At 53.7% G+C, this 21,893-nt stretch carries 32 protein-coding genes; 28 read left to right on the forward strand and 4 right to left on the reverse strand.

The annotated features are described in order from the left end of the window. Positions 1–128: 128 nt before the first annotated feature. The 11 genes from rplC to QMG27_RS00765 all read left to right on the forward strand — a co-directional run bounded on the left by rplC (position 129) and on the right by QMG27_RS00765 (position 5,586). Positions 129–794 carry a 50S ribosomal protein L3 gene (gene rplC / locus QMG27_RS00715; RefSeq protein WP_281812147.1) on the forward strand — a complete coding sequence of 222 codons (666 nt, stop codon included), beginning with the start codon at positions 129–131 and terminating at the stop codon, positions 792–794. Next, positions 794–1,414, forward strand: a complete 621-nt coding sequence (gene rplD / locus QMG27_RS00720) for a 50S ribosomal protein L4 (RefSeq protein WP_281812149.1) — start codon at positions 794–796, stop codon at positions 1,412–1,414. The genes rplC and rplD overlap by 1 nt, the downstream gene beginning before the upstream one ends. After that, positions 1,411–1,725, forward strand: a complete 315-nt coding sequence (gene rplW, locus QMG27_RS00725; protein ID WP_281812151.1) for a 50S ribosomal protein L23 — start codon at positions 1,411–1,413, stop codon at positions 1,723–1,725. Before rplD ends, rplW begins: the two co-directional genes overlap by 4 nt. Before the next feature lie 2 nt (positions 1,726–1,727). Further along, positions 1,728–2,552: a 50S ribosomal protein L2 gene (gene rplB / locus QMG27_RS00730; protein WP_281812153.1), complete on the forward strand. Its 825-nt coding sequence runs from the start codon at positions 1,728–1,730 to the stop codon at positions 2,550–2,552. Positions 2,553–2,562: 10 nt separating this feature from the next. Beyond that, complete coding sequence (rpsS, locus tag QMG27_RS00735; RefSeq protein WP_108283480.1) at positions 2,563–2,841, forward strand: 30S ribosomal protein S19; 279 nt, start codon at positions 2,563–2,565, stop codon at positions 2,839–2,841. Positions 2,842–2,850: 9 nt separating this feature from the next. Further along, positions 2,851–3,180: a 50S ribosomal protein L22 gene (gene rplV, locus QMG27_RS00740; protein WP_100133886.1), complete on the forward strand. Its 330-nt coding sequence runs from the start codon at positions 2,851–2,853 to the stop codon at positions 3,178–3,180. 15 nt (positions 3,181–3,195) lie between these two features. Then, positions 3,196–4,080, forward strand: coding sequence for a 30S ribosomal protein S3 (rpsC, locus tag QMG27_RS00745; RefSeq protein WP_281812155.1), 885 nt, complete (start codon positions 3,196–3,198; stop codon positions 4,078–4,080). A 2-nt stretch (positions 4,081–4,082) separates the two neighbouring features. Beyond that, positions 4,083–4,499 (forward strand): 50S ribosomal protein L16, encoded by a 417-nt coding sequence (gene rplP, locus QMG27_RS00750; RefSeq protein WP_281812157.1) that lies wholly within the window; start codon positions 4,083–4,085, stop codon positions 4,497–4,499. Between the two features lie 16 nt (positions 4,500–4,515). Beyond that, positions 4,516–4,710, forward strand: coding sequence for a 50S ribosomal protein L29 (gene rpmC, locus QMG27_RS00755; RefSeq protein WP_281812159.1), 195 nt, complete (start codon positions 4,516–4,518; stop codon positions 4,708–4,710). Between the two features lie 9 nt (positions 4,711–4,719). Further along, positions 4,720–4,989, forward strand: coding sequence for a 30S ribosomal protein S17 (rpsQ, locus tag QMG27_RS00760; RefSeq protein WP_281812161.1), 270 nt, complete (start codon positions 4,720–4,722; stop codon positions 4,987–4,989). Between the two features lie 90 nt (positions 4,990–5,079). Beyond that, on the forward strand, positions 5,080–5,586 hold the full coding sequence (locus QMG27_RS00765; protein WP_281812164.1) for a peroxiredoxin: 507 nt from the start codon (positions 5,080–5,082) through the stop codon (positions 5,584–5,586). 59 nt (positions 5,587–5,645) lie between these two features. Here the strand turns inward: QMG27_RS00765 and QMG27_RS00770 are convergent, their stop codons facing one another. Next, positions 5,646–6,323 carry a cytochrome b/b6 domain-containing protein gene (locus tag QMG27_RS00770; RefSeq protein ID WP_281812166.1) on the reverse strand — a complete coding sequence of 226 codons (678 nt, stop codon included), beginning with the start codon at positions 6,321–6,323 and terminating at the stop codon, positions 5,646–5,648. A gap of 92 nt (positions 6,324–6,415) precedes the next feature. On the opposite strand from QMG27_RS00770, the gene QMG27_RS00775 reads away from it, so the two are divergent. From QMG27_RS00775 to ptsP, 5 genes are all read left to right on the forward strand, one after another. Beyond that, positions 6,416–6,868: a cytochrome c gene (locus QMG27_RS00775; RefSeq protein WP_281812168.1), complete on the forward strand. Its 453-nt coding sequence runs from the start codon at positions 6,416–6,418 to the stop codon at positions 6,866–6,868. Positions 6,869–6,990: 122 nt separating this feature from the next. Beyond that, on the forward strand, positions 6,991–8,229 hold the full coding sequence (locus QMG27_RS00780) for an MFS transporter (protein ID WP_281812170.1): 1,239 nt from the start codon (positions 6,991–6,993) through the stop codon (positions 8,227–8,229). 26 nt (positions 8,230–8,255) lie between these two features. Further along, positions 8,256–8,702 carry a PTS fructose transporter subunit IIA gene (locus tag QMG27_RS00785; protein WP_281812172.1) on the forward strand — a complete coding sequence of 149 codons (447 nt, stop codon included), beginning with the start codon at positions 8,256–8,258 and terminating at the stop codon, positions 8,700–8,702. After that, a complete protein-coding gene (locus tag QMG27_RS00790; RefSeq protein ID WP_281812174.1) occupies positions 8,671–8,940 on the forward strand; it encodes an HPr family phosphocarrier protein in 270 nt (89 codons plus the stop codon). The genes QMG27_RS00785 and QMG27_RS00790 overlap by 32 nt, the downstream gene beginning before the upstream one ends. A gap of 6 nt (positions 8,941–8,946) precedes the next feature. Beyond that, positions 8,947–10,713: a phosphoenolpyruvate--protein phosphotransferase gene (gene ptsP, locus QMG27_RS00795; protein ID WP_281812176.1), complete on the forward strand. Its 1,767-nt coding sequence runs from the start codon at positions 8,947–8,949 to the stop codon at positions 10,711–10,713. On the opposite strand, the gene lipA is transcribed toward ptsP, so the two are convergent. The 3 genes from lipA to QMG27_RS00810 are packed head-to-tail and all read right to left on the reverse strand — an operon-like array spanning position 10,703 to position 12,690. Continuing rightward, on the reverse strand, positions 10,703–11,692 hold the full coding sequence (lipA, locus tag QMG27_RS00800; protein ID WP_281812178.1) for a lipoyl synthase: 990 nt from the start codon (positions 11,690–11,692) through the stop codon (positions 10,703–10,705). The two genes, ptsP and lipA, sit on opposite strands and share 11 nt — an antisense overlap. A 30-nt stretch (positions 11,693–11,722) precedes the next feature. Continuing rightward, positions 11,723–12,352: a lipoyl(octanoyl) transferase LipB gene (lipB, locus tag QMG27_RS00805; protein ID WP_281814691.1), complete on the reverse strand. Its 630-nt coding sequence runs from the start codon at positions 12,350–12,352 to the stop codon at positions 11,723–11,725. A 44-nt stretch (positions 12,353–12,396) separates the two neighbouring features. Then, a complete protein-coding gene (locus tag QMG27_RS00810; RefSeq protein WP_281812180.1) occupies positions 12,397–12,690 on the reverse strand; it encodes a DUF493 family protein in 294 nt (97 codons plus the stop codon). 110 nt (positions 12,691–12,800) lie between these two features. On the opposite strand from QMG27_RS00810, the gene QMG27_RS00815 reads away from it, so the two are divergent. The 12 genes from QMG27_RS00815 (at position 12,801) to QMG27_RS00870 (ending at position 21,850) form a co-directional block, all read left to right on the forward strand. Next, on the forward strand, positions 12,801–13,277 hold the full coding sequence (locus tag QMG27_RS00815) for an ATP synthase subunit I (protein ID WP_281812182.1): 477 nt from the start codon (positions 12,801–12,803) through the stop codon (positions 13,275–13,277). A gap of 14 nt (positions 13,278–13,291) precedes the next feature. Continuing rightward, positions 13,292–14,149, forward strand: a complete 858-nt coding sequence (atpB, locus tag QMG27_RS00820; RefSeq protein ID WP_281812184.1) for a F0F1 ATP synthase subunit A — start codon at positions 13,292–13,294, stop codon at positions 14,147–14,149. Positions 14,150–14,211: 62 nt separating this feature from the next. Next, positions 14,212–14,460 (forward strand): F0F1 ATP synthase subunit C, encoded by a 249-nt coding sequence (gene atpE, locus QMG27_RS00825; RefSeq protein WP_281812186.1) that lies wholly within the window; start codon positions 14,212–14,214, stop codon positions 14,458–14,460. A gap of 31 nt (positions 14,461–14,491) precedes the next feature. Next, positions 14,492–14,962, forward strand: a complete 471-nt coding sequence (locus tag QMG27_RS00830) for a F0F1 ATP synthase subunit B (RefSeq protein WP_281812188.1) — start codon at positions 14,492–14,494, stop codon at positions 14,960–14,962. A gap of 9 nt (positions 14,963–14,971) precedes the next feature. Beyond that, positions 14,972–15,502, forward strand: coding sequence for a F0F1 ATP synthase subunit delta (locus tag QMG27_RS00835; protein ID WP_281812190.1), 531 nt, complete (start codon positions 14,972–14,974; stop codon positions 15,500–15,502). Between the two features lie 36 nt (positions 15,503–15,538). Beyond that, entirely contained in the window at positions 15,539–17,077 is a 1,539-nt protein-coding gene (gene atpA, locus QMG27_RS00840) for a F0F1 ATP synthase subunit alpha (RefSeq protein WP_281812192.1), read from the forward strand. Positions 17,078–17,103: 26 nt separating this feature from the next. Continuing rightward, the gene (gene atpG / locus QMG27_RS00845) at positions 17,104–17,970 is read left to right on the forward strand and encodes a F0F1 ATP synthase subunit gamma (RefSeq protein ID WP_281812194.1); all 867 of its coding nucleotides are present in this window, start codon (positions 17,104–17,106) and stop codon (positions 17,968–17,970) included. A 21-nt stretch (positions 17,971–17,991) separates the two neighbouring features. After that, positions 17,992–19,395, forward strand: coding sequence for a F0F1 ATP synthase subunit beta (atpD, locus tag QMG27_RS00850; protein WP_281812196.1), 1,404 nt, complete (start codon positions 17,992–17,994; stop codon positions 19,393–19,395). Between the two features lie 8 nt (positions 19,396–19,403). Further along, the gene (locus QMG27_RS00855; protein WP_281812198.1) at positions 19,404–19,820 is read left to right on the forward strand and encodes a F0F1 ATP synthase subunit epsilon; all 417 of its coding nucleotides are present in this window, start codon (positions 19,404–19,406) and stop codon (positions 19,818–19,820) included. A gap of 83 nt (positions 19,821–19,903) precedes the next feature. Then, positions 19,904–20,353 carry a nuclear transport factor 2 family protein gene (locus QMG27_RS00860; RefSeq protein ID WP_281812201.1) on the forward strand — a complete coding sequence of 150 codons (450 nt, stop codon included), beginning with the start codon at positions 19,904–19,906 and terminating at the stop codon, positions 20,351–20,353. Then, the gene (locus QMG27_RS00865; RefSeq protein ID WP_281812203.1) at positions 20,350–21,330 is read left to right on the forward strand and encodes an alpha/beta fold hydrolase; all 981 of its coding nucleotides are present in this window, start codon (positions 20,350–20,352) and stop codon (positions 21,328–21,330) included. The genes QMG27_RS00860 and QMG27_RS00865 overlap by 4 nt, the downstream gene beginning before the upstream one ends. Next, positions 21,323–21,850 carry a DUF2946 family protein gene (locus QMG27_RS00870; RefSeq protein ID WP_281812205.1) on the forward strand — a complete coding sequence of 176 codons (528 nt, stop codon included), beginning with the start codon at positions 21,323–21,325 and terminating at the stop codon, positions 21,848–21,850. Before QMG27_RS00865 ends, QMG27_RS00870 begins: the two co-directional genes overlap by 8 nt. The last annotated feature ends 43 nt before the right edge of the window (positions 21,851–21,893 follow it).

Genomic DNA, 21,893 nt, shown 5'->3' on the forward strand with positions numbered 1-21,893 from the left:
TCTTGGCGCGGTTTTCGCGATATACTCGCGGGCTCCGCACATTTTGTGCGGGGATTTATCAACCCGTCTTTCACACAAAAACGTAACTGCCAATTGAAGTGGTTGCGGTGAGAGTTTTGGAGAAAACAATGAGTCAAAGCATCCGTTTGGGATTGCTGGGCCGCAAAGTGGGCATGATGCGTCTGTTCACTGATGATGGGGATGCGATCCCTGTCACGGTGTTGGATGTGTCCAACAACCGCGTGACCCAAGTGAAAACCCAGGAAAACGACGGCTATGTGGCCTTGCAGGTCACATTCGGCGCGCGTAAAGCATCTCGCGTGACCAAGCCAATGGCTGGCCACCTTGCGAAAGCAGGCGTGGAAGCTGGTGAAATCATCAAAGAATTCCACGTGACGCCTGACGTTGCAGCTAAGTACGCCGCTGGCGCTACTGTGCCTGTGGCTGATGTGTTTGCTGTGGGCCAAAAGGTGGACGTGCAAGGCACAACCATCGGTAAAGGCTTTGCTGGCACCATCAAGCGTCACCACTTCAGTTCACAACGTGCTTCTCACGGTAACAGCCGTTCGCACAATGTGCCTGGTTCTATCGGTATGGCACAAGACCCAGGTCGCGTGTTCCCCGGTAAGCGTATGTCTGGCCACCTCGGCGACGACATCGTGACAACACAAAACCTCGACGTGATTCGCATCGACGAAGCTCGCCAACTGTTGTTGATCAAAGGCGCTGTGCCTGGTTCAGCCGGTGGCTTCGTGACTGTGCGTCCCGCCGTCAAAGCTAAAGGAGCGAACTGATGCAAGTCGAACTCCTGAATGACCAAGGTCAAGCCGCGTCTAAGTACGACGCGCCTGAAACCGTTTTCGGTCGTGAATACAACGAAGATCTGGTTCACCAGATCGTGGTCGCTTACCAAGCTAACGCACGTCAAGGCACTCGTGCCCAAAAAGACCGTGAGCAAGTTAAGCACACCACCAAGAAGCCGTTCAAGCAAAAAGGCACCGGCCGCGCTCGCGCGGGTATGACGTCTTCGCCTCTGTGGCGTGGCGGCGGTCGCATTTTCCCGAACATGCCTAACGAGAACTTCACACAGAAGATCAACAAGAAGATGTACCGCGCTGGTATGGCTTCGATCTTCTCTCAGCTGGTCCGCGAAGGCCGTTTGGCTGTGGTTGAGTCTCTCAAGGTTGACGCTCCTAAAACCAAATTGTTGGCTGCCAAATTCAAGGCGATGAACCTTGAGTCTGTGTTGGTGATCGCTGATGAAGTTGATGACAACTTGTACTTGGCTTCACGCAACTTGCCAAACGTGTTGGTGGTTGAGCCTCGCTATGCCGATCCATTGTCATTGGTGCACTACCGTAAAGTGCTCGTGACCAAGGGCGCCATGGACAAACTTAAGGAGATGTTCGCATGAGCGCACACAAGTTTGACGAAGGTCGTTTGATGCAATTGTTGGTTGCTCCCGTCGTGTCCGAAAAGGCCACCATGGTTGCAGAGAAAAACAATGTCGTCACATTCAAAGTGCTGCAAAACGCTACTAAACCAGAAATCAAGGCCGCTGTGGAATTGATGTTCAAGGTTGAAGTTCAAGGCGTTAATGTGGTGAACACCAAAGGCAAAACCAAGCGTTTTGGTAAGTCCATTGGCCGTCGCGACAACGTTCGCAAAGCTTATGTGACCCTGAAAGCTGGTCAAGAGCTGAACATCTCTGGGGAGGCCGCATAATCATGGCAGTCATCAAGATGAAACCTACGTCGCCCGGTCAACGTGGCGTCGTCAAAGTTACCCGTGATCACCTCTACAAAGGTGACGCTTACGCTCCGTTGCTGGAACCCCAGCACCAAAAATCGGGTCGTAACAACAACGGTCACATCACTACCCGTCATAAGGGCGGTGGTCACAAGCATCACTACCGCGTGGTGGATTTCAAGCGTAACAAAGACGCTATCCCCGCAAAAGTGGAACGCATTGAATACGATCCAAACCGTACAGCGCACATCGCTTTGGTGTGTTACGCGGACGGCGAGCGTCGTTACATCATTGCCCCACGTGGTCTGGAAGTTGGCGCGTCGTTGCTCAGCGGTTCGGAAGCCCCGATCCGTGCAGGTAACACCTTGCCAATCCGCAACATTCCAGTGGGTTCAACCATTCACTGTATCGAGTTGAAGCCAGGTGCTGGTGCACAAATCGCGCGTTCAGCTGGTACATCGGCCACTTTGTTGGCTCGTGAAGGCACTTACGCTCAAGTGCGTATGCGCTCTGGTGAAGTTCGCAAGATCCACATCGAATGCCGCGCCACCATCGGTGAAGTTGCAAACGAAGAACACAGCCTCCGCCAATTGGGTAAAGCTGGTGTCAAGCGCTGGATGGGTATTCGCCCAACCGTGCGTGGCGTCGCGATGAACCCAGTGGATCACCCACACGGTGGTGGCGAGGGTCGCACCGGTGAAGGCCGTCATGCAGTTGACCCATGGGGTAACCTGACAAAAGGCTACCGTACCCGTAACAACAAGCGCACACAAGTCATGATTGTGTCGCGTCGTAAAAAGTAAGGGGTAACAAATGACTCGCTCTCTCAAAAAGGGTCCGTTTGTTGACCATCATTTGGTGGCCAAGGTCGACAAGGCCATTGCTACCAAAGATAAAAAGCCAGTGAAAACTTGGTCACGTCGTTCCATGATCTTGCCCGATTTCATCGGCTTGACCATCGCTGTGCACAACGGCAAGCAACACGTGCCCGTGTATATCACTGACCAAATGGTGGGTCACAAGTTGGGCGAATTCGCTCTGACTCGTACCTTCAAAGGTCACCCCGCGGACAAAAAAGTCCAGAAGAAATAAGGAAAGACCATGGAAACACGTGCAGTCCTTAGGGGCGTCCGTTTGTCGGTCGACAAAGGCCGTTTGGTCGCGGACATGATCCGCGGCAAAAAAGTTGACCAGGCTCTGAACATCCTGACATTCACGCAGAAAAAAGCTGCTGGCATCGTCAAGAAAGTTTTGGAATCTGCGATTGCTAACGCTGAACACAACGACGGTGCAGACATCGACGAGTTGAAGGTGAAAACCATCTACGTCGAAAAAGGCGCCACGCTCAAGCGTTTCACGGCCCGCGCCAAAGGCCGCGGTAACAGTATCAGCAAGCCCACCTGCCACGTTTACGTGACAGTCGGTAACTGAAAGGTATAGGAAGATATGGGACAAAAAATCCACCCCACAGGCTTTCGCCTTGCAGTGAGCCGCAACTGGGCTAGCCGTTGGTACGCAAGCAACAATGACTTCGCTGGCATGCTGGCTGAAGACATCAAAGTGCGCGAGTACCTCAAAGGCAAGCTGAAAAACGCTTCTGTTTCTCGCGTTCTCATCGAGCGTCCCGCTAAAAGCGCACGCATCACCATCTTCTCGGCTCGTCCAGGCGTGGTGATCGGCAAAAAAGGCGAAGACATCGAGAACTTGAAAAAAGAACTCGCAGCCCGTTTGGGCGTGCCAGTCGCCGTCAACATCGAAGAAGTGCGCAAGCCTGAAATCGATGCGCAATTGATCGCTGACAGCATCACTCAACAGCTCGAAAAACGCATCATGTTCCGCCGCGCCATGAAGCGCGCTATGCAAAACGCCATGCGTCTGGGTGCTCAAGGCATCAAGATCATGTCGGCAGGTCGTTTGAACGGCATCGAGATCGCACGTACCGAGTGGTATCGTGAAGGTCGCGTGCCACTTCACACCCTGCGTGCAGACATCGATTACGCAACTTCTGAAGCTAAAACCACTTACGGCATCATCGGTGTCAAAGTGTGGGTTTACAAAGGCGATACCTTGGGTCGTAACGACCTGCCGGCCGCCGTTGAACCACGTGCTGAAGAAGAGCGTCGTCCTCGCGGTCCTCGCCGTGACGCACGCCCAGCTGGCGATCGCCCAGCTCGCGGTGCACGTCGCCCAGCGGGTACCAATGCCGCACCAACGGATGGCAGCGATAAACCCGCTGAAGCCGCTGATGCCCCTAAAACTGCCGTCAAGCGCGTCCGCAAGGTTGCCGCGCCCGCAGCCACTGGCACGGCTGCGGACGGAACAGGAGAATAAGCATGCTGCAACCAGCACGCCGTAAATACCGCAAAGAGCAAAAAGGCCGCAACACCGGCATCGCAACACGTGGCAACACTGTGGCGTTCGGTGACTTCGGTCTGAAATCCACCGATCGCGGCCGTTTGACGGCCCGCCAGATCGAGTCCGCACGTCGTGCGATCTCTCGTCACGTCAAACGTGGCGGCCGTATCTGGATTCGTGTGTTCCCTGACAAGCCGATTTCCAATAAGCCTGCTGAAGTGCGTATGGGTAACGGTAAAGGTAACCCCGAGTACTACGTGGCTGAGATCCAACCCGGCAAGGTCCTCTACGAAATCGTAGGCGTCCCTGAAGAGTTGGCCCGTGAAGCATTCCGTCTGGCCGCTGCAAAGCTGCCCTTGCGCACCACATTCGTGGCACGCATGATCGGCCAGTAATCAGGAGAAATAAGAAATGAAAGCTGCTGAACTGCGCCAAAAAGACGTTGCCGGCCTCGAGGCTGAAGTCAAAGAGTTGCAAAAAGCTCACTTTGGCTTGCGCATGCAAAAAGGTACGCAACAACTCAACAACACGGCACAACTGCGTTCTACACGTCGCAGCATCGCTCGTGCGAAAACCATTCTTGCTGAAAAGCAAGCCGCCAAGTAAGGAGTGAACATGACGGAAGCTAAGAAATCCCTCAAGCGCACCTTGATTGGCAAGGTGGTGAGCGACAAGCGCGCTAAAACTGTGACTGTGCTCGTGGAGCGTCGTGTGAAGCACGCCCTCTACGGCAAGATCGTGGCTAAGTCCTCGAAGTATCACGCTCACGACGAAACAGGTGCATACCACCTGGGCGACGTGATCGAGATCACTGAGAGCAAGCCAATTTCGAAAACCAAAAACTGGGTCGTGACCCGTTTGGTTGAGAAAGCTGCTGCGGTTTAAATACCAAAGGGCTTCGGCTCTGCAAGGCTAAAGAAAACGACCCACAATGTGGGTCGTTTTTGTTTTGTAACGTCATTTTTTGGAGACAGCATGATTAAAGTTGGAGACACCCTGCCACACACCACCCTGATGGAATATTCAGAGGTCGAAGGTGAAGGCTGCAGCATTGGCCCGAACGCTGTGGATGTGGCCAAAGCGACTGCAGGTAAAACCATTGCTTTGTTTGCCTTGCCAGGCGCGTTTACGCCCACTTGCTCTGCGAGGCATGTGCCTGGCTACGTGGCCTTGCACGATGAGTTCAAAGCAGCTGGCGTGGATGAAATCTGGTGTGTCAGTGTCAATGATGCATTTGTCATGGGTGCCTGGGCGCGTGACCAAAACACAAATGGCAAAGTGCGCATGTTGGGCGACGGTAGTGCAGAATTTGCCAAAGCCACAGGTTTGGTATTGGATTTGACTGCTCGCGGTATGGGCGTTCGCAGCGATCGTTATTCAATGTTGGTCAAGGACGGCAAGGTGGTGACGCTGAATGCAGAAGCGCCGGGTAAGTTTGAAGTGAGCAATGCCGAGACCTTGCTGGCTCAAGTCAAAGCGTAAAACTTCGATGCAACAAAAAGCCGCGCACTGCGCGGCTTTTTTATGGGCGTTACAAATGGTTAGGCAAGGGTCACTAAGCGGTAAACCACATAGGCGCACCCTACAAAAATACCAAGTGCAAACAAGCGAGACGTGCGTGTGTCACGAGACGCGTGAACTTCGGCGGTGAACACTTTGTCGCCCGTGAGCATGGGGGTGATTAAGTCCTCGTGCTTGATGCGTTTGTAATAAAGCACAGTGCCCACATGCAAAGCGATCAGCACAATCAAAAGAACTTTACCAATGTCGCTGTGGTATTCAGTGGCAAGCTCAACCCAGTCTGCAGGTACAAAGGCGGTCCAAGGGCCTGCGTTAGCAATTTCATCATCGCTGAGAAAACCGCTGAACACTTGTAGCAAAACTAGGCTCAACATACCGATGACAGACAGAGCCCCCAAAGGGTTATGGCCAATGCTCTGAGGTGTTTGTTGTTCACGCACGGCTTGCAGGTAAGCGCGCAATTTGGCCGGTGTAGGCACAAAATTGCTGAATCTAGACCAGTGGCCGCCCACAAAGCCCCAGACCAAACGGAAAAGAACCAAGGTCAACACGGTGTAGCCTAGCCAGAAATGAATCGGCATGAGGCCCATTTCGCCAGTGGCTATGAGCCCCGCAACGCAGAGCGCCAAAAGAACATGAAATCCTCGCGTGGGAAGATCCCAAATACGAATGCGATGCAATGAATGTGTGTGTGGCATGCGGTAAAGAATGATAAAAAGACAGCGTGCAACAAAGTTCGTAAACTCAGCGCACCAACACATCCTATTTTCAACCCTAAAGGACCTACCCAATGAAAAAGATCATCTTGTCGTCGATTGCGCTTTGTGCTGCTGCAATGAGCTTTTCAGCTGCAGCGCAGTTTGCAAAACCAGAAGATGCGGTGAAATACCGTAAAGCAGCGTTCAGTGTGACAGCCGCACACTTTGGCCGCCTAGGTGCCATGGCCCAAGGTAAGGCGCCTTTCGATGCCAAGATCGCCACAGAGAACGCCGAGATCGTGGCAAGCATGGCCAAATTGCCATGGCATGCCTTTGGTGAAGGTACAGAAACAGCAGAGACTAAAGCCAAGCCAGAGGTTTGGAAGCAGAGCGCTAAGTTCAAAGAAGCGGCTGACAAACTACAGTCCGAATCCGTCAAGTTGGTTGCTGCCACTAAGACAGGCAAAGAAGATGCATTCAAAGCGGCATTCACTGCAACGGCAGGCACATGCAAGTCTTGCCACGACGACTTCAAAAACAAATAAAGTCTGAAAGACACGCACAAACCTGTAAGAGTTTGTGTCTCCAGCGGGGCAAGGGCCATTTGGTCTTGCCCCGTTTGTCTTGATAATTGAGGCATGAAAAATTTAAGAGAAAGCACAACCTCATGAGCCACGATGTACTGCCACGTAAAGCAGCAATATGGGTGTTCGTGGCTTTCGCCTCGGCCTATTTTTTATCAACCCTGCTGCGTGCGATCACAGCTACTTTGTCGCCGATGTTGACCTTGGACTTCGGTTTGCACGCGCGTGATTTGGGCTTGCTTGCTGGCGGCTATTTCTTTGGTTTTTCACTGACGCAATTACCCATGGGGCATTGGCTGGATCAACATGGCCCTAAGAAAGTGGTGTTGAGCTTTTTAGGGGTCGCCGTTTTAGGGTGTTTGGCATTTTCATGGGCATCCGATTTTTACGGTTTGCTGATGGCTCGAGTCATGATTGGTGTGGGCGTCAGCGCATGCTTGATGGCGCCACTCACAGGCTATCGCCGATGGCTTGCTTTAGAAAACCAGCAACGTGCTAATTCGTGGATGCTCATGACCGGCGCCTTTGGCATGTTGGCCTCAACGCTGCCTGTGCAATGGTTGTTGCCAGTTGTGGGGTGGCGTTGGATTTTTGTGGGGCTTGCGTTTCTGATCGTGATGTCGATGGTCTTGATGACATGGCAAGTGCCAAAGTGGCGTCTCCCAGAGCTTGTGGCCGAAACCGAGCCAAGCAAACGCGTGGGTATTTTGGCCAGCTACAAACAAGTGTGGGCGCACCCCTATTTCCGAAGTCTCACGCCAATGGGTTTTTTCAACTACGGCGGCTTTGTGGCCATGCAAACCTTGTGGGCAGGGCCTTGGATGGTCAAGGTGGCAGGCTACACACCGTTGGAGGCAGCCACCGGCCTATTCTGGGTGAACGTCTGCATGTTGATCACGTTTTGGTTGTGGGGCTTGTACACACCAGCGTTGACCAAGCGCGGCTACAGCGCTGACAAATTAATGACCTATGGCGTGCCGCTGAATTTTTGTGTGCAGACCTACATCATCTTGGCGGGGGCGGATGCAGGTGCCTTGCATTGGGCCTTGTTCTGTATTAGCAGTTCGTTTGTCGCATTGGCGCAGCCCGCCGTGGGCATGGCATTTCCCGCAGCGGTCGCAGGCAAGGCCTTGTCTGCGTATAACCTGGTGCTGTTCTTGGGTGTGTTTGTGGTTCAGTGGAGCATGGGGCTCATGATTGATGGCTTCAAAGCGCAAGGATGGATGGAGCCTGTCGCTTTTCAAGGTGCTATGGCTGTGTATTTCATGTGCTGTTTGGCGTCTTATGGCTATTTTTTAAAGCACAAATCAGACAGCCGATAATCAGCAGCAACGTTCTGAATAAATTTATGAGCAATCGCATCCTCATCATTGCCCACGCGCCCCTAGCGCAGGCGCTACGTGACTGTGCCATGCACGTGTATGACGAATGCTCGGCAGACGTCATTGCCATCGATGTGCAGCCCGATGCTCAGCCTGAAGACACATTGTCACAAGCACTAGATGCGGCGGGTTCTGCGCTGGATACGGGCTTGCTAGTGCTGACCGATATTTTTGGCGCAACACCGGCTAACGTGGCTCAAAAGCTCGTGGCGGGTAGCAATGCCAAACTCATTGCGGGCGTGAATTTGCCGATGCTGTACCGTGTGGTGTGCTATCGCCATGAATCACTGGACGCATTGGTGGCGCGTGCGCTCACAGGCGGCACGCAAGGCGTGATGCAAGTGGCTATCACCGCTCCCCAGAATCAAAATCGTAGAACCCATGATCAAAACAACCACCACCATCAGCAATAAGTTGGGCTTGCATGCCCGCGCTTCAGCCAAGCTCACCAAATTGGCGGGCAGTTTTCCTTGTGAGGTCTGGATCAGCAAAGGCGAGCGCCGTGTCAATGCAAAAAGCATCATGGGCGTCATGATGCTGGCCGCCGGTATCGGCAGCGAGGTCGAGCTCGAAACCGATGGCGCTCAAGAGCAAGAGGCCATGGATGCATTGCTGGCACTGATGGCCGATAAATTTGGTGAAGGTGAGTAATTCGAGATGACGTTTTCAGTTCACGGTCTGGCAGTTGCACGCGGTATCGCCATTGGGCGAGCCGTGTTGGTCGCTTCTAGCCGTGTCGATGTGGCGCATTACTTCATCGCGCATGAGCAGGTGAGTTCGGAGCTTCGGCGTTTAGGACAAGCGCGTGAGGCTGTGCTGGCTGAGTTGAATCATCTGCATGACAACTTGCCCAAGGACTCGCCGCCCGAGTTGTCCGCCATCTTGGAAGTCCATCTGATGCTGCTCCAAGACAGCATGTTGGAAGAAGGCGTCACGAGCTGGATCAAAGAGCGTTTGTATAACGCTGAGTGGGCTTTGACCTCGCAGTTAGATGTGGTGGCGCGTCAATTCGACGAAATGGATGATCCCTATTTGCGCGAGCGCAAAGGTGATTTAGAGCAAGTGGTCGAGCGCATGCTGCGACACATGAAAGGCGTGACGCAGGTCATGCCCCACCCCGCTGTTAAACGCAGCAACCAAGCTCGCCAGCAAGATTTGCAGCTGGATGACGACATGGACGTGCCGTTGGTTTTGGTGGCTCATGACTTGTCACCCGCAGACATGCTGCAATTCAAGCAAAGCGTGTTCACGGGTTTTGTGACCGATGTGGGCGGCAAGACATCGCATACCGCCATCGTGGCGCGCAGTTTGGATATTCCTGCGGTGGTGGGGGCGCGAACAGCCAGCCAGCTGGTGCGCCAAGACGATTGGATCATCATCGATGGTGATGCCGGCGTTGTCATCGTCAACCCCTCGCCCATCATCTTGGCCGAGTACGGATTCAAACAGCGTCAAGCCGATTTAGAGCGCGAACGTCTCTTGCGCTTGCGTCATACGCCAGCCGTGACGTTGGATGGGCAACGCGTGGATTTGTTGGCCAATATTGAAATGCCAGAGGACTCGCCTGCAGCATTGGATGTAGGCGCTGTCGGCGTTGGTTTGTTCCGTAGTGAATTTTTGTTCATGGGCCGCGCAGGCGCGCTGCCTGATGAACAAGAGCAGTACCTTGCCTATAGGCGTGCCGTGGACGGCATGAAGGGGCTGCCCGTCACCATTCGAACGGTGGATATTGGTGCAGACAAGCCCTTGGATCGCACGGTCAAAGATGAAACACATTTGAATCCAGCCTTGGGTCTGCGAGCCATTCGCTGGAGCTTGGCCGATCCGGCCATGTTCTTGACGCAGTTGCGTGCTATTTTGCGAGCGGCCGCTCACGGGCAAGTGCATCTGTTAATTCCAATGCTGGCCCACGCGAGAGAAATCAAACAAACGCTGTCACTCATTGACAAAGCGCGTCAGCAATTAGACGCCCGTGGAGAAGTGTTTGGCCCTGTCAAAGTGGGTGCCATGATTGAAGTTCCTGCTGCGGCATTGAGCGTGAAGATGTTCTTGCAGCACTTCGACTTTTTGTCTGTGGGAACCAACGACCTGATTCAATACACCTTGGCGATTGACCGTGCGGACGAACTGGTTGCGCATTTGTATGACCCATTGCACCCAGCGGTTTTGCGATTGTTGGCAGACACGATTGCCGAGAGCCGAATCCAAGGCAAGAGCGTGAGTGTGTGTGGCGAAATGGCTGGCGATCCAGCCATGACCCGTTTGTTGTTGGGCTTGGGCTTGCGCAGCTTCTCGATGCATCCCACGCAAATCTTGGCGGTGAAGCAAGAGGTGATTCGCGCCGATGCCGCACGCTTGGAAGCGTGGGCACAAGAGGTACTCGCCAGCGATGAGCCTGCCGAGTTGATGGGGCTTAAGGGTTAAGCGCGGCGTGAGCCTGCTGGTCTGCGTGGTATGACGATCGCACCATGGCACCGACGGCTGCGTGTGTGAAGCCCATCTCGTAGGCTTTTTCTTCAAACATCTTGAACGTGTCTGGGTGCACATAGCGGCGCACAGGGATGTGGCTGGTGCTGGGTGCTAAGTATTGACCGATGGTGAGCATGTCGATGTTGTGATCGCGCATGTCTTGCATCACCTGCAAAATTTCTTCGTCTGTTTCGCCAAGGCCCACCATCAAGCCGCTCTTGGTGGGGACGTTGGGAAACAAGGCCTTGAACTTCTTGAGTAAGTTCAGGCTGAACGCGTAGTCGCTGCCGGGGCGTGCTTCTTTGTAGAGGCGCGGCACGGTCTCTAAATTGTGGTTCATCACATCAGGCGGTGCGGCTTTGAGAATCTCCAAGGCGCGGTCATCACGGCCTCGGAAGTCGGGGACCAAAATTTCAATTTGCGTTTGGGGTGACAGCTCGCGTGTGCGTCGAATGCAATCTACAAAATGTTGGCTGCCGCCATCGCGCAAGTCATCGCGATCGACACTAGTAATCACCACGTATTTCAGCTTCAAGTCCGCAATGGTTTTGGCTAAGTTTTCTGGCTCGTTCACGTCGAGTGGATCAGGGCGACCGTGACCCACATCGCAGAAGGGGCAGCGGCGTGTGCACTTGTCGCCCATGATCATGAAGGTGGCCGTGCCTTTGCCAAAGCATTCGCCAATGTTGGGGCAGCTGGCTTCTTCGCACACGGTCACCAATTTGTTGGCGCGCAGCACGTCTTTGATTTCGTAAAAACGTGTCGAGGGCGAGCCGGCTTTGACGCGAATCCAATCAGGCTTTTTCAGCACTTCGCTTTGTTCCACTTTCACGGGGATGCGTGAGAGTTTGGCGGCGGCTTTTTGCTTGGCAGAAGCGTTGTAGTTTTCGACGGTTTGCGCTTCGCGCACGACTTGGTTTTCTGGGGTGGACATCGCGATAAAGCCTGTGTGAATGGCCCTGTATCAGGGCGCCAAATGGGTGACGAGCTTTTGGCTCAAAACGTCAGCGGCCTCTTGCCAACTGACCGATACGCCGATTGTAGAAAGATCAACCGTTTGCAGGCCTTGATAGCCACAAGGGTTGATGCGCTGGTAGGGGGATAAGTCCATGGCCACGTTCAGGGCGACGCCGTGGTACGTGCAATGGCGGCTGACCTTGATGCCAAGCGCAGCAATTTTGCCGAGCCCGGCAAAGTTTGGGTCTTTGCTGGCATTTTTTTGCGGACGCTGTGCCAGCATGGCGTGGCTGCTCGGGTTGTCTAAGCGTACGTAAATGCCGGGTGCGCCAGACACGCGATGGCCAGTGATGCCAAAGTGGTCGAGTGTGCGAATCACTGCCTCTTCAATGCGGTACACGTATTCCTTGACGTAGTAGCCTGCGCGTTGGAGGTCGATCAAGGGGTATGCCACCACTTGCCCAGGGCCGTGGAATGTGACTTGTCCGCCGCGGTTAGTAGCCACCACAGGAATGTCCCCCGGGGCTAGCAAATGGTCTTCGTGTCCAGCAAGGCCTTGCGTGAACACGGGGGGGTGTTCGCAAACCCAGAGTTCATCAGGTGTCTCAGGCGTGCGTGTCGCTGTGAAATCCTGCATGGCCTGATAGGTGGGCAGGTAGGGCACGCGGCCAAGGTGTTTGATCACAGCACTACTTTCACCAAAGGGTGAGAGGTGAGGGTGCGGTAAAGCTCGTCCAGCTGCTCGCGGCTGGTAGCTGTCACGGTGATAGTGACGCCTAAATACTTACCGCCCTTGCTTTCACGCAGTTCGATGGTGCTGGCGTCAAATGCGGGGTCGAATTGCTCTGCAATGTAAGTGACGGCATGCACAAAACCGTCAACCCGCTCGCCCATGACTTTGATGGGGAAAAGGCTTGGGTACTCGATCAGTGAGTCTGCGCGAGGGTTTTCTTGGGGTGTGCTGGGGCTTGTCATGGCTCAAATTATCCTCTTCTTGGTGCGATAGACTCAAAAGCGTATGGGTTATCACGTACAATTCTTGGTTCTATAGAGACATGACGGATGTAACCTGGGCGTAAACAAACATGACCAGAATACACCCCGAAGATCAGGAAGACGTACAAGAAACGTTTGAGCCACTTACTGCCGAACAGGCTGCTGAGTTGCGCAAACATCAGCCCCTTCTGTCGGTATGGCGGGTGGTGGGAGTCCAGGCGATGCTAGGGCTCTTGGTGGCAGGTCTTGTGTGGCTTGTGTCAGGGCGTATAGCTGCGGTTTATTCAGCACTTTACGGCGCGCTGGCTGTGATTGTCCCTGCGGCGTTGTTTGCGCGAGGTTTGACCAGTCGGGTTGCCTCGGTCAATGCTGGCGCTGCGGTGTTTGGCTTTTTCCTTTGGGAGATGGTCAAGATAGGCCTGACGGTGGCAATGCTATTTGCGGCGCCGCGTTTGGTGAATGATTTGAGCTGGCCTGCCATGTTGGCGGGTCTGGTGGTGACAATGAAGGTGTATTGGGTGGCGCTAGGCTTTCGCAAAGTGTTTTACCCAGTCAAACCAACTTAAAAAAGAGCGAACGAATGTCTGTTGAACATGGTCCGACCGCTGGTGAATACATCGTTCACCACCTGACGCATCTGCAAAACAAGCCAATGGCCGGCGTCATTGACTTTTCCGTTTACAACTTGGACTCTATTTTTTGGTCTGTGTTGTTGGGTGTGGTGGCTAGTTTCTTCTTGTGGCGTGCTGCGCGCGGTGCGACTGCTCACGCGCCCGGCCGCTTCCAGGCTGCTGTGGAAATCTTGGTTGAAATGGTGGACAGCCAAGCTAAGGGCATCATTCACAACGCCGAGAGCCGTAAGTTGGTTGCGCCTCTGGCTTTGACGGTGTTCGTTTGGATTTTCTTGATGAACGCCATGGACTTGTTCCCTGTTGATTTGTTCCCCAAAATTTGGGAAATCATCTACGGTGCGAACGGTGGTGATGCGCATCACGCTTACATGCGCGTGGTGCCTTCGGCTGATTTGTCAACAACTTTGGGTTTGTCGACTTCTGTGTTGTTGGTCTGCGTGTTTTACAACATGAAGATCAAGGGCGTAGGCGGCTGGATCCACGAATTGTTCTGCGCTCCCTTTGGTGCACATCCCCTCTTGTGGCCTGTGAACTTCATCATGCAGATGATTGAATTCGCGGCCAAGACCGTGTCGCATGGCATGCGACTCTTTGGCAACATGTACGCTGGCGAATTGGTGTTCATGTTGATCGCCTTGATGGGTGGCGCTGCTGCCACTTCATTGCCGGGCATCTTGTTGCCGATCGGTCACATCATTGCTGGTTCGATTTGGGCCATCTTCCACATCATGATCATCACATTGCAAGCCTTCATCTTCATGATGTTGACGCTCGTGTATGTGGGTCAAGCGCATGACGCCCACTAAGGCGCACTGATTTCGGTTTTTTCTTAACTTTTCTCTCTCATCCATTCTTTAGGAGCAACAAAATGGAACACATCCTCGGTTACGTCGCACTCGCAGCTGGCCTCATCATTGGTTTGGGCGCTATCGGTGCATGTATCGGTATCGGCATCATGGGTAGCAAGTACCTCGAAGCTGCTGCACGTCAACCAGAATTGATGAACGAATTGCAAACCAAGATGTTCTTGTTGGCTGGTTTGATCGACGCTGCGTTCTTGATCGGCGTTGGTATCGCCATGATGTTTGCTTTCGCAAACCCCTTCGTTCTGAAGTAATTCTCGCAACTACCAAAAGAAAGGTGTTGCCGTGAGTATCAACGCAACCCTGTTCGTCCAGATGATCGTTTTTGCGATCTTGGTGTGGTTCACAATGAAATTTGTGTGGCCTCCCATCGCAAGCGCTCTTGACGAACGTTCAGAAAAAATTGCCCATGGTTTGGCTGCGGCCGAACATGCCAAGATTGAACTGTCCAACGCGCACAAAGAAGTGGAATTGAAGCTGGCTGAGACCCGCAACGAATCTACCGCTTTGTTGGCTGACGCCGAGCGTCGCGCCCAGCACTTGATCGACGAAGCCAAGGCGCATGCCTCGGAAGAAGCGAAAAAGATTGTGGCTGCTGCTCATGCAGAAGCTGCGCAAGAAGTCGTGAAAGCACGTGAAGCCCTGCGTGAGCAAGTGGCTGCATTGGCTGTCAAAGGCGCAGAGCAGATTCTCCGCAAGGAAGTCAACGCCAGCGTTCACGCCGACTTGTTGGGTCGTCTGAAGACTGAGCTGTAAGAGGACAACATGGCCGAACTCGCCACCATTGCCCGCCCTTACGCAGAAGCTCTGTTCAAGGCTTCGGCCGCAGACCTGAGTGGTACCGCTGCATGGCTCGATGAGCTCGCAGCGATCGCTGGGAACGCCCAATTGCTGCAATTTGCGGATAGCCCCAAAGTTACATCAAGCCAAGTGTTTGATTTGATTTCGGGTGTCGCCAAATCCAAATTGCCAACCGCTGCGCAAAACTTTTTGCACACCGTGATTGACAACGGTCGCCTGAGCGCATTGCCTGAAGTGGCTGCGCAATTCCGTGCCCATGTCAACGCGCAAAGCGGTACGGCAGACGCTGTTGTGTACAGCGCTTTCGACATCGACGCAGCAGCCTTGGCTGATGTGAAGGCTGCTCTCGAAAAGCGTTTTGCTCGCAAACTCAACGTCTCTGTGGCCTTGCAGCCTGAGCTGATTGGCGGTATTCGCGTGGTGGTGGGTGACGAAGTGCTCGACACTTCTGTCAAAGCCCGTTTAGATCAAATGAAAGTTGCGCTGACGGCTTAATGCCTGTCAGCCCTAACAAGAAAGAAGGAAAGAGTCATGCAACTCAATCCAGCAGAAATCTCTGAGCTGATTAAGAGCCGTATCGAAGGTTTGGCTAATGACGCCAACGTTCGTAACCAAGGCACCGTTTTGTCGGTGACTGACGGTATCGTTCGCGTGCACGGTCTGTCTGACGTGATGCAAGGCGAAATGTTGGAATTCCCCAACAACACATTCGGTCTGGCCCTGAACCTCGAGCGTGACTCGGTCGGTGCTGTGATCTTGGGTGAGTACGAGCACATCTCTGAAGGCGACATCGTCAAATGTACAGGTCGCATTTTGGAAGTGCCAGTCGGCCCTGAACTCATTGGCCGCGTGGTGAACGCGTTGGGTCAGCCTATCGACGGCAAAGGCCCAATCAACGCCAAGATGACCGACGTGATCGAAAAGGTTGCGCCTGGCGTTATCGCTCGCGAATCTGTGAGCCAACCCATGCAAACGGGTTTGAAGTCTGTTGACTCCATGGTGCCCGTCGGCCGTGGTCAACGTGAGTTGATCATTGGTGACCGTCAAACAGGTAAAACCGCTGTTGCGATCGACGCCATCATCAACCAAAAAGGTCAAAACATGACTTGCGTTTACGTCGCGATTGGCCAAAAAGCCTCGTCGATCAAAAACGTGGTGCGTGCTTTGGAGCAAGCTGGTGCGATGGAATACACCATTGTGGTGGCCGCTTCTGCCTCTGAATCTGCAGCGATGCAATACGTGTCAGCCTACTCAGGTTGCACGATGGGCGAATACTTCCGCGACCGTGGCGAAGACGCCTTGATCGTGTATGACGATTTGTCTAAGCAAGCTGTGGCTTACCGCCAAGTGTCTTTGCTGTTGCGTCGCCCACCAGGCCGCGAAGCTTACCCTGGCGACGTGTTCTATCTCCACAGCCGTTTGTTGGAGCGTGCCGCTCGCGTGAACGCCGACTACGTTGAAGCCTTCACCAAAGGCGCTGTCAAAGGCAAGACTGGTTCACTGACTGCTTTGCCAATCATTGAAACCCAAGCTGGTGACGTGTCTGCATTCGTGCCAACCAACGTGATTTCGATCACGGATGGTCAAATCTTCTTGGAAACTTCGTTGTTCAACGCCGGTATCCGTCCCGCGATTAACGCTGGTATTTCAGTGTCTCGCGTGGGTGGTGCAGCGCAAACGAAATTGGTCAAGAACTTGTCCGGTGGTATCCGTACCGACTTGGCGCAGTACCGTGAATTGGCAGCGTTTGCTCAGTTCGCGTCTGACCTCGACGAAGCCACACGTAAACAACTCGATCGCGGTGCTCGCGTGACTGAATTGCTCAAGCAAGCTCAGTACAGCCCACAGTCCATCAGCATCATGGGTGCAACCCTGTTTGCGGTGAACAAAGGCTACATGGACGACATCGAAGTCAAACAAGTTCTGCACTTTGAATATGAAATGCATGCTTACCTCAAAGACAAGCACGCTGCTCTGTTGGCCAAACTCGAAGCCGACAAAGCCATGGACAAAGATGCCGAGGCCGAACTGACCGCAGCATTGACTGCGTTCAAGAAAACCTTCGCTTAATCCGTACCTGACACAAGGAGCCTCAAATGGCAGCAGGTAAGGAAATTCGCGGCAAGATCAAATCGGTGGAAAACACCAAGAAGATCACCAAAGCCATGGAAATGGTCGCCGCGTCTAAGATGCGTAAGGCGCAAGATCGCATGCGTGCGGCTCGCCCTTACAGCGAGAAGATTCGTCACGTTGCGGCTAACCTCGGCAAGGCCAATCCTGAGTATGTTCACCCCTTCATGGAAGTGAATCACGCCAAGGATGAAGGTTTTATCGTGGTGACCACAGACAAAGGCTTGTGCGGCGGTTTGAACACCAACGTGTTGCGTATGGTGTCCAACAAGTTGCGCGACTTGCAAACCACTGGTCACAAAGCGCAAGCTGTGGCTATTGGTAACAAGGGTTTGGGTTTCTTGAATCGCTCTGGCGTCAAGGTTGTGGCGCAAGCTACCCAATTGGGTGACACCCCCCATTTGGACAAACTCATTGGCCCAGTCAAGGTGTTGTTGGATGCGTATGTCAACGGTGAGATCAATTCGGTCCAGCTGTGCTACACGCGTTTCATCAATACCATGAAGCAAGAAGCTGTGGTTGAGCAACTTCTGCCCTTGTCGGCTGAAGTGCTGAAAACGCACGAAGTGCACAGCACTTGGGACTACATCTACGAACCGGACGCACAAACCGTCATCGACGAATTGTTGCTCCGCTACGTGGAAGCTATGGTGTATCAAGCCGTGGCTGAAAGTATGGCGTCCGAGCAATCGGCCCGTATGGTTGCGATGAAGTCTGCGACCGACAACGCTGGGAACGTGATCAACGAACTCAAACTGGTTTACAACAAGACGCGTCAAGCGGCGATTACGAAAGAACTTTCGGAAATCGTTGCAGGTGCGGCTGCTGTCTGATTTTAATTTTTGGAGCAAAAAATGGCTCAAGCCCAAGGCAAAATTGTTCAATGTATTGGCGCGGTGGTGGACGTCGAGTTCCCACGCGACCAAATGCCCAAGGTCTACGACGCGCTCAAGCTCGAAGGCACTTCACTGACTCTGGAAGTTCAGCAGCAGCTGGGTGACGGCATCGTCCGTACCATCGCGTTGGGTTCTTCTGACGGTCTGCGTCGTGGTTTGATGGTGACTAACACTGCTGCCGGTATCACCGTGCCAGTGGGTAAAGCCACTCTCGGCCGCATCATGGACGTGTTGGGTAACCCCATCGACGAACGTGGTCCTGTTGACCAAGCCCAAACCGCTTCTATCCACCGTAAGGCCCCTGCCTATGACGAACTCAGCCCTTCGCAAGAATTGCTCGAGACCGGCATCAAGGTGATCGACTTGGTCTGTCCTTTCGCCAAAGGCGGTAAGGTTGGCTTGTTCGGTGGTGCGGGTGTGGGTAAAACCGTGAACATGATGGAACTCATCAACAACATCGCGAAAGCACACAGCGGTTTGTCTGTGTTCGCTGGTGTGGGTGAGCGTACCCGTGAAGGTAACGACTTCTATCACGAGATGGCCGACTCTGGCGTTGTGAACTTGGAGAACTTGGGCGAGTCCAAAGTGGCCATGGTTTACGGTCAGATGAACGAGCCTCCTGGCAACCGTTTGCGCGTGGCCTTGACAGGTTTGACCATCGCTGAATCTTTCCGTGACGAAGGTCGTGACGTGTTGTTCTTCGTGGACAACATCTACCGTTACACCTTGGCCGGTACTGAAGTGTCCGCTTTGTTGGGCCGTATGCCTTCTGCTGTGGGTTACCAACCTACACTGGCCGAAGAAATGGGCCGCTTGCAAGAGCGTATTACCTCTACCAAAGTGGGTTCGATCACTTCGATCCAAGCCGTTTACGTGCCAGCTGACGACTTGACCGACCCATCTCCAGCGACCACCTTCGCTCACTTGGACTCGACCGTTGTGTTGTCTCGTGACATCGCCGCTTTGGGTATCTACCCTGCGGTTGACCCACTGGATTCCACTAGCCGTCAATTGGACCCATTGGTTGTGGGCGAAGAGCACTACTCCACAGCTCGCGCTGTGCAAGGTACGCTGCAACGCTACAAAGAATTGCGTGACATCATCGCGATTTTGGGCATGGACGAATTGGCTCCCGAAGACAAGCTGGCTGTGGCCCGCGCTCGTAAGATCCAACGTTTCTTGTCTCAGCCTTTCCACGTTGCTGAAGTGTTCACTGGTTCTCCCGGTAAATACGTGACCTTGGCTGAAACCATCCGTGGCTTCAAGATGATTGTGAACGGTGAGTGCGATCACTTGCCAGAACAAGCCTTCTACATGGTCGGTACCATCGACGAAGCGTTCGAAAAAGCTAAGAAGATCTGAGAGATCCTATGAGTACCATCCACGTAGATGTTGTCAGCGCAGAAGAGTCCATCTTCTCGGGCGAAGCCACTTTTGTGGCTTTGCCAGGCGAAGCGGGCGAGCTCGGTATCTATCCGCGCCACACGCCGCTGATTTCACGCATCCGTCCAGGTTCGGTGCGCATCCACACAGCTGATGGTGGGGAAGAGTTTGTTTTCGTAGCAGGCGGCATTCTTGAAGTGCAACCTGACTGCGTCACCGTCATGTCTGACACCGCTGTGCGCGGCAAAGACATGGACGAAGAAAAAGCAAACGCAGCCAAACTTGCAGCTGAAGAAGCCGTGAAGAACGCAAAATCAGAAGTTGATTTGGCCCGTGCTCGCTCTGAGTTGGCCATCTTGGCCGCTGAATTGTCGGCCTTGCGCCGCTACCGCGCCCACAAGTAATTGCTGTGCGCGTCAGCGTTCAAAAGCCCCTCCCTCACGGTTGGGGCTTTTTTATTGCCCCAAAATGAGTGGACAATTTGCCCATGCCTAAAGCCAAACTCCGAGCTGCCACTGTGGGCGGTACAGCAGACGCCATTGAAGCCCAGTTCTATGAAGCCTTGCAAACCGGCGACATTGAAAAACTCATGAGCTGCTGGGCGGACGAAGACGATATTGTCTGCGTACATCCAGGTGGCCCGCGACTTGTTGGCAGTGCCAGTATTCGTGCTGCATTTGAAGCGATGTTTGCCAATGGCACCATCGCGGCGCGGCCAGAGCACATTTGCAAAGTCGAGTCACTCACCAGCGCCATGCACAACGTGATTGAGCGCATCGCCTTGCTCACCACGGACGGCACACAAGAAGCTGCGGTGGTTGCCACCAATGTGTATCAGCGCACAGCGCAAGGTTGGCGGATGGTGGCACACCATGCCAGCCCAGGAACCGCGCCCACACACGCAGAAGCCCACGCCGCGCCACAGGTTCTGCATTGATTTGGGATTACAAATCCCCTTGGTGGTTGCCAGGGGGTAATGCGCAAACCATTTACTCGGCAAAACTCGCCCGACGCTATGTTGGCCCCAAGCCCCGTTGGGCTCGTGAGCGCTGGGACACGCCAGATGGCGACTTTGTCGATGTCGATTGGCACTTGTCTACTGTTGATCTGCCTGATGACGCCCCCTTATTGGTGCTTTTTCATGGGCTGGAAGGGTCATCGAGTAGCCACTACGCGCAAGCTTTTGCACAAGAAGCACAGCTCCGGGGTTGGCACATGGCTGTGCCTCATTTCAGAGGTTGCAGCGGTGAAATCAATTGGGCACCCAGGGCCTATCACTCGGGTGATTTCGAAGAAGTGGACTGGATGCTCAAGCGTTTTCATGCAGAACACGCGGGGGCTATCTTTGCCGCAGGTGTTTCCCTTGGCGGGAACGCACTCATGCGTTGGGCAGGCGAAATGGGCCAAGCCGCCACACAAGTCGTCAACGGGGTGACATCCATCTGTTCGCCAATCGACTTGACAGCAAGCGGCAACGCTATTGATACAGGATTCAACAAGGCGGTCTATGCCCGCATGTTCTTGGCCACGATGAAGCCACGCGCCATGCAAAAGCTACAGCAGTACCCGAACTTATTTGATCCCCAAGAATTAATGGCGGCAGACACCCTGTACGCATTTGATGATGTCTTTACAGCGCCCTTGCATGGGTTTAGAGGTACAGATGATTATTGGGACAGGGCAAGTGCAAAGCCAGGTTTGTCACGCATTCAGGTGCCGGCTTTGGTGTTGAATGCCCGTAACGATCCGTTTGTCCCCGCTAGTTGCTTGCCTACGCAAGACCAAGTGAGTGACCATGTCACACTCTGGCAACCTGACCAAGGTGGGCACGTTGGTTTTGCGTCTGGCCGCTTTCCTGCCGATTTGCAAGAAATGCCTTGGGCCGTGATGGAGTGGATGACACAACATGGATGATCTCGTCAAGCAAGCCATGGCCAAATGGCCAAATGTGCCCGACTGCTACGGTTGGTTGGGCTTGGACGCGCGCGGTGATTGGTACATGCGTGATGACCAAACTCAAGCAAAAGGTAGCTTTGTACAAAGCAAAGGGTCGAGGCTCACACACGAAAAGCTAGTCGCCTTCATTGGGCGAAACTATGCGAGTGACGCGCAGGGGCAATGGTATTTTCAAAATGGTCCACAGCGTGTTTATGTTGAGCTAGAAGCAACGCCTTGGGTCTGGCGATTGCAACCAGACGGATCGATTCAATCACACACAGGTGTGTCCGCGCGAATGCAACGCTGCATCATGGATGACCATGGACGCGTGTACCTCGACACAGAGCAAGGCTTTGGCTTGGTACATACCCAAGACATGTTGCAAGCGGCAGAGCTCATCGAGGCTGGGCTGTGGGTGCCGCAAGAACTAGAAACAAGAGCGTTACCACAGCGGTTCGGCTATGTAAGAAGCCCACAGCAAGCACGCAATGGGTGAAAACAAAAAAGCCGCTCATGGAGCGGCTTTTTGAAATACAACT

Source organism: Limnohabitans sp. MORI2 (assembly GCF_027925025.1).
In the GTDB taxonomy this organism is placed as follows: domain Bacteria; phylum Pseudomonadota; class Gammaproteobacteria; order Burkholderiales; family Burkholderiaceae_C; genus Limnohabitans.

Excerpts from the sequence above, each read along its gene's own strand:
- rplC (WP_281812147.1), top strand. The coding sequence starts at position 129 with ATGAGTCAAAGCATCCGTTTGGGATTGCTGGGCCGCAAAGTGGGCATG.
- rplD (WP_281812149.1), top strand. The coding sequence starts at position 794 with ATGCAAGTCGAACTCCTGAATGACCAAGGTCAAGCCGCGTCTAAGTAC.
- rplW (WP_281812151.1), top strand. The coding sequence starts at position 1,411 with ATGAGCGCACACAAGTTTGACGAAGGTCGTTTGATGCAATTGTTGGTT.
- rplB (WP_281812153.1), top strand. The coding sequence starts at position 1,728 with ATGGCAGTCATCAAGATGAAACCTACGTCGCCCGGTCAACGTGGCGTC.
- rpsS (WP_108283480.1), top strand. The coding sequence starts at position 2,563 with ATGACTCGCTCTCTCAAAAAGGGTCCGTTTGTTGACCATCATTTGGTG.
- rplV (WP_100133886.1), top strand. The coding sequence starts at position 2,851 with ATGGAAACACGTGCAGTCCTTAGGGGCGTCCGTTTGTCGGTCGACAAA.
- rpsC (WP_281812155.1), top strand. The coding sequence starts at position 3,196 with ATGGGACAAAAAATCCACCCCACAGGCTTTCGCCTTGCAGTGAGCCGC.
- rplP (WP_281812157.1), top strand. The coding sequence starts at position 4,083 with ATGCTGCAACCAGCACGCCGTAAATACCGCAAAGAGCAAAAAGGCCGC.
- rpmC (WP_281812159.1), top strand. The coding sequence starts at position 4,516 with ATGAAAGCTGCTGAACTGCGCCAAAAAGACGTTGCCGGCCTCGAGGCT.
- rpsQ (WP_281812161.1), top strand. The coding sequence starts at position 4,720 with ATGACGGAAGCTAAGAAATCCCTCAAGCGCACCTTGATTGGCAAGGTG.
- QMG27_RS00765 (WP_281812164.1), top strand. The coding sequence starts at position 5,080 with ATGATTAAAGTTGGAGACACCCTGCCACACACCACCCTGATGGAATAT.
- QMG27_RS00770 (WP_281812166.1), bottom strand. The coding sequence starts at position 6,323 with ATGCCACACACACATTCATTGCATCGCATTCGTATTTGGGATCTTCCC.
- QMG27_RS00775 (WP_281812168.1), top strand. The coding sequence starts at position 6,416 with ATGAAAAAGATCATCTTGTCGTCGATTGCGCTTTGTGCTGCTGCAATG.
- QMG27_RS00780 (WP_281812170.1), top strand. The coding sequence starts at position 6,991 with ATGAGCCACGATGTACTGCCACGTAAAGCAGCAATATGGGTGTTCGTG.
- QMG27_RS00785 (WP_281812172.1), top strand. The coding sequence starts at position 8,256 with ATGAGCAATCGCATCCTCATCATTGCCCACGCGCCCCTAGCGCAGGCG.
- QMG27_RS00790 (WP_281812174.1), top strand. The coding sequence starts at position 8,671 with ATGATCAAAACAACCACCACCATCAGCAATAAGTTGGGCTTGCATGCC.
- ptsP (WP_281812176.1), top strand. The coding sequence starts at position 8,947 with ATGACGTTTTCAGTTCACGGTCTGGCAGTTGCACGCGGTATCGCCATT.
- lipA (WP_281812178.1), bottom strand. The coding sequence starts at position 11,692 with ATGTCCACCCCAGAAAACCAAGTCGTGCGCGAAGCGCAAACCGTCGAA.
- lipB (WP_281814691.1), bottom strand. The coding sequence starts at position 12,352 with ATGCAGGATTTCACAGCGACACGCACGCCTGAGACACCTGATGAACTC.
- QMG27_RS00810 (WP_281812180.1), bottom strand. The coding sequence starts at position 12,690 with ATGACAAGCCCCAGCACACCCCAAGAAAACCCTCGCGCAGACTCACTG.
- QMG27_RS00815 (WP_281812182.1), top strand. The coding sequence starts at position 12,801 with ATGACCAGAATACACCCCGAAGATCAGGAAGACGTACAAGAAACGTTT.
- atpB (WP_281812184.1), top strand. The coding sequence starts at position 13,292 with ATGTCTGTTGAACATGGTCCGACCGCTGGTGAATACATCGTTCACCAC.
- atpE (WP_281812186.1), top strand. The coding sequence starts at position 14,212 with ATGGAACACATCCTCGGTTACGTCGCACTCGCAGCTGGCCTCATCATT.
- QMG27_RS00835 (WP_281812190.1), top strand. The coding sequence starts at position 14,972 with ATGGCCGAACTCGCCACCATTGCCCGCCCTTACGCAGAAGCTCTGTTC.
- atpA (WP_281812192.1), top strand. The coding sequence starts at position 15,539 with ATGCAACTCAATCCAGCAGAAATCTCTGAGCTGATTAAGAGCCGTATC.
- atpG (WP_281812194.1), top strand. The coding sequence starts at position 17,104 with ATGGCAGCAGGTAAGGAAATTCGCGGCAAGATCAAATCGGTGGAAAAC.
- atpD (WP_281812196.1), top strand. The coding sequence starts at position 17,992 with ATGGCTCAAGCCCAAGGCAAAATTGTTCAATGTATTGGCGCGGTGGTG.
- QMG27_RS00855 (WP_281812198.1), top strand. The coding sequence starts at position 19,404 with ATGAGTACCATCCACGTAGATGTTGTCAGCGCAGAAGAGTCCATCTTC.
- QMG27_RS00860 (WP_281812201.1), top strand. The coding sequence starts at position 19,904 with ATGCCTAAAGCCAAACTCCGAGCTGCCACTGTGGGCGGTACAGCAGAC.
- QMG27_RS00870 (WP_281812205.1), top strand. The coding sequence starts at position 21,323 with ATGGATGATCTCGTCAAGCAAGCCATGGCCAAATGGCCAAATGTGCCC.